This window comes from Methyloversatilis sp. MC4-4 (assembly GCF_049843555.1).
In the GTDB taxonomy this organism is placed as follows: domain Bacteria; phylum Pseudomonadota; class Gammaproteobacteria; order Burkholderiales; family Rhodocyclaceae; genus Methyloversatilis; species Methyloversatilis discipulorum_B.
Map to the genome: position 1 here is coordinate 626241 of NZ_JBBHZK010000003.1, position 10646 is coordinate 636886.

A 10646-nucleotide genomic window follows, 5' to 3' on the forward strand; every position below is an offset into this window, starting at 1 on the left:
GACTCCCATGAAGATACTGATCGTTGACGATCACCCACTGATACGCGAAGCGCTGCGCCACGTGCTCCCGGGCCTTGCGGCCGACATCCGCCTGTACGACGCGCCCGATTGCGAAGGCGGTCTGCGGCTGGCCGACGAGCACCCCGATCTCGACCTCGCCCTGCTCGATCTGACGCTGCCGGGCTGCCGTGGCATGAGCGCGCTGCAGACCTTCCGCGGCGCACATCCGGCGCTGCCCATCGTCGTGCTGTCGGGTTTCGACGACTCGGACACGGTTCTGGCGGCGCTCGACGAGGGGGCGATGGGCTTCATTCCGAAATCGAGCACCAACGAAGTGCTGCTCGGCGCGCTGCGTCTGGTGCTGTCCGGCGGTGTCTACGTGCCGCGGCAGGCCATCGTCGGCGAACTGGGCCTCGGTGCGCCGCGTCAGGAAGAGACGCCGCGACGGCCGCAGACCGCGTCCGACATCGGCCTGACCGAGCGTCAGGCGGAAGTGCTGACGCTGATGGTGCAGGGCAAGCCGAACAAGGAAATCTGCCGCGAGCTGAATCTGGCCGAAGGCACGGTCAAGGTGCACATCACCGCCATCCTGAAGGCACTCGGCGCCAGCAACCGCACGCAGGCGGTGCTGGCAGCCAGCCGCATCGGACTGAAGCTCGGAACGCCGGGCTCGACGCCATGAGCCAGATGACGCCTCCGGTCGTGCTGCCCGAAGACACGACCATCGAGTCGCTGACGCGCGAGCGCGGCGACGCGGCCGCGCGGCTGGAGCCGGGCGAACAGGCCCAGCTCGACCGCCAGGTCGTGGCGACGCAGATCCAGATGCTGTACGCGAACCTGGGCACGGCCTTCGGTGGTCAGATCCTCGGCACGCTGCTGGTCGCCTGGACGGTATATGACACCTTCCCGCTCTGGACGGTCGCACTGTGGTTCGTGCTGTCGATGGCCAACCAGGTGTCGCGCCTGGTGCTGCTGCGCCAGTACAGGCGTGCCACACCGGACGCCGCCAGCGCGCCGCGCTGGGGCACCTACTGGCTGATCGGCGCAGCCATTTCCGGCGTGCTGTGGAGTTCGACGCTGTGGCTGTTCTTCAGCCCGGAAGCGCCGGAACAGCAGATCGTGCTGATGTCGCTGCTGGTGTCGGTGTGCGGCGTTGCGGCCGCCCTGACCTCGATGCACCTGCCCAGCTACTACACCTTCCTCGGTGCAACGTTGCTGCCGGTGATCGCGCGCTACATCTGGGAGGGCAGCCGGCACGACCTGCTGGTGGCCTTCATCGTGTCGGTGCTGATGATCGCGCTGTGGCGGGTCGGCAAGAACTTCAACGCGCTGATCGAGCGCGCGCTGCGCAGCCGATATGCCAACGAGGTGCTCAGCCGCCGGTTGGAGTCGCAGAACATCGAACTGTCGGAAGCGCGTGACCGCGCCGATCAGGCCAGCCGCGCCAAGAGCCAGTTCTTCGCCGCCGCCAGCCACGATCTGCGCCAGCCGCTGCACGCGATGGGCCTGTTCGCCGCCGCGCTGTCGGCCAAGGCGCATGAGCCGGAGGTAGCGAATCTGGTCACCAGCATCAGCAGTTCGGTCGAGGCGCTGGAGGGCCTGTTCAACGAACTGCTCGACATTTCGAAGATCGACGCCGGCAAGGTGAAGCCGGAGATCACCGATGTATCGGTCAGCGCTCTGTTCGACCGGCTGCGCATGGATTTCGAACCCGAAGCGTTCGATCGCGGCCTGGCCTTCCGCATCCGCTCGCGTGCCGCATGGGTGCGCAGCGATCCGGTGCTGCTCGAACGCATCCTGCGCAACCTCATTTCGAACGCGATGCGCTACACGCAGGCGGGCGGCGTGCTGGTCAGCACGCGCGTGCGCCGCAACGGGTTGCGTTTCGAGGTATGGGACACCGGCATGGGCATCGCAGCGGACGACCAGAGCCGCATCTTCGAGGAGTTCGTACAGCTGGCCAATGCCGAACGCGATCGGCGCAAGGGCCTGGGGCTCGGCCTGTCCATCGTGCAGAGGCTGTCGGCGCTGCTGTCGCACCCGGTCAGCCTGGCGTCGCGCCCCGGTCGAGGCACCGTGTTCCGCATCGACGTACCGATGGGTCGCGCGCCGGTGGTACGCGCCACCGCAGTTCGCACCGAACGCAGCCAGGCCGATCTCGGCGGCCGTTGCATCCTGGTCATCGACGACGAAGCGAGCATCGTGAACGGCATGGCCGCGCTGCTCGGCAGCTGGGGCGCGCAGACGCTGATCGCCAGCAAGCACGAGGAAGCGATGAACAGCGTGACCGAACGCGGCGCGCCGCCCGACCTCATCATCGCCGACTACCAGTTGCGCGACGGCGAAGTCGGGCCGGACGTGGTGGCGGCGGTGCGCCGGCACTTCGGCGTCGACATTCCGGCCATCCTGGTCACCGGCAGCGCCACGCCGGAGCGCCTGGAAGAGGCGAAGGATCTCGGCCACCACCTGCTGCTCAAGCCGGTGATGCCGGCCAAGCTGCGCACGCTGATCCAGTTCAAGCTGAAGGAGCAGGTCGCTTCGGCTTAAGCCGAACGGACGATTGCCGCTGCCGGCGCCGCTGCACAAGAATGAAGGCGTTGTGCACGTTGTGTCTCCCTTCACGCGGCCCGCTGTGGCCGCGTTTTCTTTTGTGTCCCCCGGCGACGCACGGCGCGCTATGCTTGGCGCACACAGACCGACACAGGTGATGCCATGGCCAGCGACTCCTCACAGTACGACCCGATGGAATTCCTGCGTTCCGTATGGGGGCAGATGCCCTTCCCGGTACCCGGTTTCGTCACACCGACACTCGACGTCGGCGAGCTGGACAAGCGCATCACCGACCTGAAGGCGGTCGAAGGCTGGCTGCGCATGAACCTGAGCATGCTGCAGACCAGCATCCAGGGTCTGGAGGTACAGCGGGCGACGCTGGCCACCATGCAGGCGATGGCGGCCAGCGCCACCGGCGCAGCGGCCACCGGCGCGGCGCATGCGCAGGACCCGGCACAGAACCCGATGCAGGCATTCGGCAATGCCGCCATGTGGCCGTGGACGCTGATGCAGAACGCCGGTGCCGCACATCCGTCGTCGACCGCACCGGGCGACGACACGCCGCCGCCCTCCGGCGGAGGCTGAGGTACTGCGGATGGCCCGATTCGCCGCCAGTTCGGCCTTCCACGAAGACTGGCCGGTCGCGATGGACCTGGCACTGTCGGCGCTCGACATGCCTGAAGACGCCAACCTCGGCTTCGTCTACTTCGCCGATCACTACGGCGGCGACCTGCAGGAAATGTTCGAGCGCCTGACCCGGCTCACCGGCATCGAGAACTGGGTCGGCACCAGTTCGGTCGGCGTCATCGGCCGCGGCATCGCGGCGCAGGACCAGCCCGGCCTGTCGCTGCTGGTGGGCAGCCTGCCGGAGGGCAGCTTCCGCGTGTTCTCAGGCCGCGAGCGCCTGCCCAACGCGCTCGGTACCGATGCCGCCCCCGAGCAGCCCTACTTCGCCGTGGTGCACGCCGATCCGGCAACGCCGGACATGGCCGATCTGGTCGCCGACATGGCCACCAAGGTGTCGAGCGGCTTCGTCACCGGCGGACTCGCGCTGGCGCGCGGACAGGCACCGATGATCGCCAACGGGGCACTGCGCGGCGGCATCAGCGGCGTCGCCTTCAACGAGCAGGTTTCCATCATGACGCGCCTGACGCAGGGTTGCTGTGCGGTGGGCGAAACCCATGTCGTCACGGCCTGCGACCAGAACGTCATCACCGAAATCAACGGCCGCCCCGCGCTGGACGCCTTCCTGGACGCGGCCGGTACCTCGCTCGGCCAGGACCTGCGGCGGGCGGCGCGCTATATCCTGCCCGGACTGGGCGTGACCGGTCGCGACGACGCCGAATTCCGCGTGCGCAACGTGATCGGCCTCGACCCCGGCAACGGCCTGATCGCCATCAACGACACCGTCGAGGTCGGACAGAGGCTGCGCTTCTATCGGCGCGACGCGGACTGCGCCCGCGCCGACATGCAGCGCATGCTGAACGACCTGCGCGCGACACTGGAGCGGCCGCCGCTCGCGGCGCTTTACATATCCTGCGCCGCGCGTGGAGCGCACATGTTCGGCGACGACAACACCGAACCCGAAATGCTGGAGGAGGCCTTTCCCGGCCTGCCGGTGGCAGGCTTCTTCGCGGGTGGCGAAATTTCGCACGACCAGTTGTACGGCTATACCGGCGTGCTGACGCTCTTCCTCTGATCCCATGTCCCGCCAACGGCCCGCTCTCCACACCTTGCCGGAAGTCGCTGGCGGCGGCCTGCTCGATCGCCGGCTCTTCCTGCGTCGCGGGCTGGCTCTGGCAACGGCCGCGGCTGCCATCGATACGCAGGCCGCTGACGAGCTGCCGTGGTTGCACACGCCGGGCGCGCCCTTCACGCCCTACGGTCAGCCATCGCCGCATGAGCGCCTGACGGCGCGACGCATCGGCGCCAACCGTGCAGTGGCCGGCAACGGCGTGTCCTTCACGCCACTCGAAGACCTCGAAGGCATCATCACGCCGAACGGCCTGCACTTCGAACGACACCACAACGGCGTGCCGCAGATCGACCCGGCGCGTCACAGACTTGTCGTGCACGGTCTCGTGCGCCAGCCACTGAGCTTCGACGTGAAATCGCTGCTGCGCTACCCGATGCGTTCACGGATGCTGTTCATCGAGTGCGGCGGCAACAGCAACGCCGGCTGGCATGGCGAGCCGATACAGCGATCAGCCGGTTCGGTGCACGGACTGCTGTCCTGCGCCGAATGGACCGGCGTGCCGCTGTCCCTCCTGCTCGACGAAGCGGGTGTAGACGTCGGCGCGTCGTGGGTGATCGCCGAAGGTGCCGACGCGGGAGCGATGAACATGAGCATCCCGCTGGCCAAGATGCGCGACGACTGCCTGATCGGGCTCTACCAGAACGGGGAACGGCTGCGCCCGGAGAACGGCTACCCGATGCGTCTCATCGTGCCGGGCTGGGAAGGTGTGCTGCACGTCAAATGGCTGCAGCGGCTCGAAGTGACGGACCAGCCGGTGATGTCGCGCAACGAAACGTCGAAGTACACCGAGTTGCAGCCATCGGGCAAAGCGCGTCAGTTCACGTTCACGATGGACTGCAAGTCGCTGATCACGTCACCCTCGCACGGCCAGACACTGCCGCGCCCCGACGTCTATCAGCTGAGCGGTCTGGCGTGGAGCGGGCACGGGCGCATCCGGCGGGTCGAGGTTTCGGCGGATGGCGGCGAGAGCTGGGCCGACGCCGCGCTCGAATCGCCGGCGCTGCCCTGCTGCCTGACCCGTTTCCGCATACCGTGGCGATGGGACGGCAAGCCCGCCGTGCTGAAAAGCCGAGCCACCGACGAGCGCGGCAATCTGCAGCCGGAACGCGCGGCATTGGTCGCCGAACGCGGGCGCGCCGGCTATTTCCACTACAACGCAATCGTTGCCTGGGCAGTCGAGGACGATGGGCTGGTTACGCACACCTACTGAGCGCGCTGCAGCACTGCTTTCATGGTTGCTGCTGAGCGCCTGCGCCGCCACGCCGAACGCGGTCGAGGCACCACGGCTCGGACAGCCGGTCGACGGCGCCACCCTCGCCCGGCAGCAACTGAACGTATTTCCGGACGGTCGCGGCCTTCCACCCGGTCGCGGCACGGCAAGCGAGGGCGCCACGCTGTTTGCCCACCACTGCGCCGCCTGCCACGGCAAGGACGCCCGTGGCGGCAGCGCCGAGGAACTGGCAGGTGCGACGCGCCCGCTGAACACACCAGCGGCCGACAAAACGGTAGGCAGCTACTGGCCCTACGCGACGACGCTGTTCGACTTCATCCGTCGCGCCAAACCGATGACCGCCCCCGGCACGCTGAACGCGGACGAGGTGTATGCGCTCAGCGCCTGGCTGCTGCACATCAACGGCGTGATCGCTGCTGACGACGTCATGGACGCACGCACTCTGCCGGCAGTGCGGATGCCGAACCGCGACGGCTTCATCCGTATCGAGGCGGACTGAAGCGCGCGCGGCGCCCTTGCCGCGCCGATCAGCGCACGCGGGCGCGCATCGCCATGCCGCCCAGCAGCAGCGCCGCCAGCGCAAGACTGGTTCGTGATTCCGACGGATTTTCGAACAGGTGCGCCAGCGGATAGGCGGAGCGCGCATTTTCCGGGCACGCCTCAGCGGCCAGCGGATCCTGGCTGCTCGCACGGCAATCGGGTGCTGCCGACCAGACAGTCAGCGGTTGTGTCAGCGCGCAGGCGACGACGAAAAGGAGTGGTCGAATGTTGCAACGCATGATGCCCTCCCTGCTTCAATAACGAAGTCAGTGATGCACTATGCAATATCCAGACCAAGACGAGATTTAAAACAAGTCATTGTTTTAATTCAAATCCGACGCACGCCCCATCATCAGCGCTGCGTCAGGTCGGGGCATAAAGACGACAAAGCACTATTGCAGTGCAATATGTCAGTGCTCGAAGCCTGAGATCAACTCGACCAGTGAGTCACCGTAGCGCTCGACCTTGCGTGCGCCGAAGCCCGGTATGTCGGTCAGGTCATCGAGATCCGCCGGGCGTTTGCGTGCCAGTTCGATCAGCGTGCTGTCGTGCAGGATGACGTAGGCCGGAACTGACTGGGTTTTCGCTTCGTCCAGCCGCCACGCCTTCAGCGCTGCCAGCAGATTGGCGTCGACGCCGTCCATCGACACCGGTGTGACGCTGCGTGTGCGCCGCACCGCCGATTCACGCGTTTTTTCGGCGATGCGACGCATCATCACCGGCTGTTCGCCGCGCAGCACCGGGCGGGCAGCTTCGGTCAGCACCAGTGCGCCATAGGATTCGTGATCGACGCGGGCCAGCCCGAGCGCGACCAGCTGACGGAAAACACCGCGCCACAGATTGTCGTCCTCGGCCTTGCCGATGCCATGCACGCTCAACTTGTCATGACCCCACTGGCGGATGCGCTCTGTGTCCTTGCCACGCAGCACGTCGATCAGGTGGGTGACGCCGAAGCGATTGCCGGTGCGGTAGATCGCGGACAGCGCCTTCTGTGTGGCGACCGTCGCGTCCCAGGTTTCCGGCGGCGTCAGGCAGTTGTCGCAGTTGCCGCATGGCTGCCCCTGCTCGCCGAAATACGCGAGCAGGTGCACGCGCCGGCACTGAGCGGTTTCGCACAGGCCGAGCAGCGCGTCGAGCTTGCTGCTGGAGATGCGGCGGAAGGCTTCGCTGCCCTCGGACTGGTCGATGAAACGACGCTGCTGCACGACGTCGGCCAGACCGTAGGCCATCCACGCGTCGGCGGCGCCGCCGTCGCGTCCGGCACGTCCGGTCTCCTGGTAATAGCCCTCGATCGAACGCGGCAGATCGAGGTGAGCGACGAAGCGCACGTCCGGCTTGTCTATGCCCATGCCGAAGGCGATGGTAGCAACGACCACGATGCCCTCCTCGCGCTGGAAGCGGGCCTGATGCGCAGCACGCGTCGCTGCGTCCATGCCGGCATGATAAGGGAGCGCCTTGATGCCCTGCGCGAGCAGCCACTCGGCCGTCTCGTCCACTTTCTTGCGCGACAGGCAATAGACGATGCCGGCGTCGTCCGGATGCTCGTTACGGATGAAGCGCAGCAACTGCTTGCGCGCGTCGTCCTTGTCCACGATGGTGTAACGGATGTTCGGCCGGTCGAAGCTGGACACGAACACGCGCGCGTCGTGCAGCGCGAGCCGATCGATGATTTCGGTGCGCGTCGCCGGATCGGCGGTGGCGGTGAGCGCGATGCGCGGCACGTCCGGGAAGCGCTCGTGCAGCACGGAAAGCTGCAGGTACTCCGGACGGAAGTCGTGTCCCCACTGCGCGACGCAGTGCGCCTCATCGATGGCAAACAATGCCGGCCGGATGTGACTCAGCAGATCGAGACAGCGTGGGGTGTTGAGCCGCTCAGGGGCGACGTAGAGCAGATCGAGCGTGCCGTCGAGCAGGCTGCGCTCGACTTCACGCACCTGATCGAGATCGAGCGTGGAATTGAGGAAGGCGGCGCGTACACCGAGCTGGGTCATCGCGGCGACCTGATCCTGCATCAGCGCGATCAGTGGCGACACGACGACTGCCGTACCCGGGCGCAGCAGCGCCGGCACCTGGTAGCACAGCGACTTGCCGCCGCCTGTCGGCATCAGCACCAGGGCGTCGCCGCCGGCCGCGACGTGCTCGACGATTTCGCCCTGCGCACCGCGGAACCCGGGATGGCCGAAGACGTCCTTCAGCACTTTCAGTGCATCGTCACGCACGCGGTCGCCCCTGGCCCTTCATGCAAATGGCGTGATGTTATCGCTGTCCGCTGCGATTGCGCGAGAACAGCGCCGGCTGTTGCGGACGTCGCGCCTCGTTGCCACGCGGCATCACGTTGCCATTGACCTCGCGCGGCGGCTTGGCCGCTGGCTGGATGCGATTGCCGCGATTGTCGTCGTCATCGTCGTGGATACGCGCAGGCGTACGGTTGCCGTTGGCGACGTTGCCATTGGCACTGCCGCTCCGGCCTTGCGGGCGGGCAGGGGTGCCATTGCCGCGCGCGATGGGCTTGTTCTGCGATGTACGCGCCGGGCGATCGCCGGCTGGCCGCGGTTGCTGGCCCTGGCGTGGCTGCTGTCCGTTGCCGGAAGCAGGTTTGCTGCGCGTTGCACCGTCCGGCCGAGCACCGCGCCCTTGCGGACGCGGACCGCGATCCGGCTCCTCGCTGGCGCCAGCGACCGGCACGAAACCATCGGCCGTCACGCGCGGAATCGACTGCCGGGTCACCTTCTCGATGGCCGTCAGCAACTTCACTTCCTCGCGATCGACCAGCGACACCGCGGCGCCGCTGGCGCCTGCACGGCCGGTCCGGCCGATGCGGTGAACGTAGTCCTCGGGCACGTTCGGCAGCTCGAAATTGACGACGTGCGGAAGCTGGTCGATGTCCAGACCGCGCGCCGCGATGTCGGTGGCGACCAGCACGCGCAGCGTATTCGTCTTGAAGTCGGCCAGCGCTTTGGTGCGGGCGTTCTGGCTCTTGTTGCCGTGGATTGCAGCGGCGGTGATGCCCTGCTTGTCGAGCTGTTCGGCCAGACGATTGGCGCCATGCTTGGTGCGCGTGAACACCAGCACCTGCGACCACTGGCCCTTGTTGATCAGATGCGCCAGCAGATGACGCTTCTGCTTCTGCTCGACCATGTAGACGCCCTGATCGACACGCTCGGCGGTGGTATTGCGTGCGGCAACTTCCACCTCGGCTGCGTCGTTCAGCATGCCGTGGGCCAGTTCGCGGATCTCCGGCGAAAAGGTCGCCGAGAACAGCAAGGTCTGGCGCACCTTCGGCAGCGCCGCGATCACCTTGCGGATGTCACGGATGAAACCCATGTCCAGCATGCGGTCCGCTTCGTCGAGCACGAAGATCTCGACGCCGGACAGATCCAGCGTCTTTTCGCCCAGGTGATCGAGCAGACGGCCCGGCGTGGCAACGAGGATGTCCACGCGCTGCTTCAGCGCCTGCAGCTGAGGGTTCATGCCCACGCCGCCGAACATGACCATGGAACGCAGCTTGGCGTGTGCACCGTAGGTGCGGACCGATTCCTCGACCTGAGCCGCGAGCTCGCGCGTCGGCGTGAGGACCAGCACGCGTGGCCGTCCCGGCGGGATGCTGGCCGGGCGGTTGATCAACGTATGAAGAATGGGGAGGGTGAAACCGGCGGTCTTGCCGGTGCCGGTCTGTGCGGCAGCGAGCAGGTCGCGCCCGGCCATGACGAGCGGAATGGCTTTCTGCTGGATCGGTGTGGGCTGCGTATAGCCTTCTTCAGAAATGGCGCGCAGCAGGGGCTCGGCCAGGCCAAGCCCGGCGAAATCGACTTCAGTGTTCAAACAGTTCTCCAGCGACGGCCCGTCGCTCAAGCTGAGTGACACCAATACAGGCAGACAGGGTGTGGATTCCGGAAGGGAGGCTGATGCCTCCTCTTGTCAGGGAGACAAGGGAACGCGCCTATTGGCACGGCGCAGGCGCAGTGTAGCGGTGTTTCGGCCGAAAGTCTTGCGCTTAGTGTGTCAGCAGGTGTTCGATGGCGCGCGCCGCGAGCGCGAAACCGAAAGCGGCCGTGACGCAGACGCTCGAGCCGTAGCCCGCGCAGCTCAGGCCTTGCGGTGCGGTCGTCGCATCGCAGGCCTCGGCCGCCGGTTTGCGCATGGGCTCGGCGGAGTACACGACCTCGATACCGAAATGCTCCTTGCGCGACAGCTGCAAGCGCCCGCCCTTTCTCAATAGGGAACGCACACGGGCGAGCAGCGCGTCGCCCTGGCTTGCACCGAGATCCGAATGGCGGATGCGTGTCGGGTCGGTACGTCCGCCCGCCGCACCCGCCATGAACAGCGCCAGTCCATCGAGATGACAACGCTCGGCCATCGCAACTTTGGCAGACGTCTGATCCGTGCAATCGAGCACCGCGTCCGGTCGTGACGAAAGCAGCTCGGCGGCATTTTCGAGCGTTAGGAAATCCTCTATCCGCGTCACCGAGCATTCGGGGTTGATCGAGACGATGCGTTCGGCGAGCGCATCGACTTTCGCCATGCCTATAGTTGCCTGAGTGGCCTGGAGCTGTCGATTGATGTTCGATA

10 protein-coding genes are annotated in these 10646 nt (G+C 66.5%); 6 read left to right on the forward strand and 4 right to left on the reverse strand.

Annotation, left to right across the window (positions count from 1 at the left end; translation table 11 throughout):
* Positions 1–7 precede the first annotated feature (7 nt).
* From WDZ97_RS15920 to WDZ97_RS15945, 6 genes are all read left to right on the forward strand, one after another.
* Entirely contained in the window at positions 8–682 is a 675-nt protein-coding gene (locus tag WDZ97_RS15920; RefSeq protein WP_020166107.1) for a response regulator, read from the forward strand.
* Positions 679–2547 (forward strand): ATP-binding response regulator, encoded by a 1869-nt coding sequence (locus WDZ97_RS15925; RefSeq protein WP_425763384.1) that lies wholly within the window; start codon positions 679–681, stop codon positions 2545–2547. The genes WDZ97_RS15920 and WDZ97_RS15925 overlap by 4 nt, the downstream gene beginning before the upstream one ends.
* A gap of 165 nt (positions 2548–2712) precedes the next feature.
* Complete coding sequence (locus tag WDZ97_RS15930) at positions 2713–3135, forward strand: PhaM family polyhydroxyalkanoate granule multifunctional regulatory protein (RefSeq protein WP_304006508.1); 423 nt, start codon at positions 2713–2715, stop codon at positions 3133–3135.
* A gap of 10 nt (positions 3136–3145) precedes the next feature.
* On the forward strand, positions 3146–4249 hold the full coding sequence (locus WDZ97_RS15935; RefSeq protein ID WP_425763385.1) for an FIST signal transduction protein: 1104 nt from the start codon (positions 3146–3148) through the stop codon (positions 4247–4249).
* Positions 4250–4253: 4 nt separating this feature from the next.
* Positions 4254–5516: a sulfite dehydrogenase gene (soxC, locus tag WDZ97_RS15940; protein ID WP_425763386.1), complete on the forward strand. Its 1263-nt coding sequence runs from the start codon at positions 4254–4256 to the stop codon at positions 5514–5516.
* On the forward strand, positions 5491–6036 hold the full coding sequence (locus WDZ97_RS15945) for a c-type cytochrome (protein ID WP_425763387.1): 546 nt from the start codon (positions 5491–5493) through the stop codon (positions 6034–6036). Before soxC ends, WDZ97_RS15945 begins: the two co-directional genes overlap by 26 nt.
* A 28-nt stretch (positions 6037–6064) precedes the next feature.
* Here the strand turns inward: WDZ97_RS15945 and WDZ97_RS15950 are convergent, their stop codons facing one another.
* The 4 genes from WDZ97_RS15950 to WDZ97_RS15965 all read right to left on the reverse strand — a co-directional run.
* Complete coding sequence (locus WDZ97_RS15950; RefSeq protein WP_304006497.1) at positions 6065–6316, reverse strand: hypothetical protein; 252 nt, start codon at positions 6314–6316, stop codon at positions 6065–6067.
* Positions 6317–6487: 171 nt separating this feature from the next.
* Positions 6488–8296, reverse strand: coding sequence for a DNA helicase RecQ (recQ, locus tag WDZ97_RS15955; protein WP_304006495.1), 1809 nt, complete (start codon positions 8294–8296; stop codon positions 6488–6490).
* A gap of 37 nt (positions 8297–8333) precedes the next feature.
* Positions 8334–9899 carry a DEAD/DEAH box helicase gene (locus WDZ97_RS15960; RefSeq protein WP_425763388.1) on the reverse strand — a complete coding sequence of 522 codons (1566 nt, stop codon included), beginning with the start codon at positions 9897–9899 and terminating at the stop codon, positions 8334–8336.
* A gap of 172 nt (positions 9900–10071) precedes the next feature.
* Positions 10072–10646: tRNA threonylcarbamoyladenosine dehydratase (locus WDZ97_RS15965; protein ID WP_425763389.1), on the reverse strand; the 575-nt coding region annotated here is incomplete at its 5' end.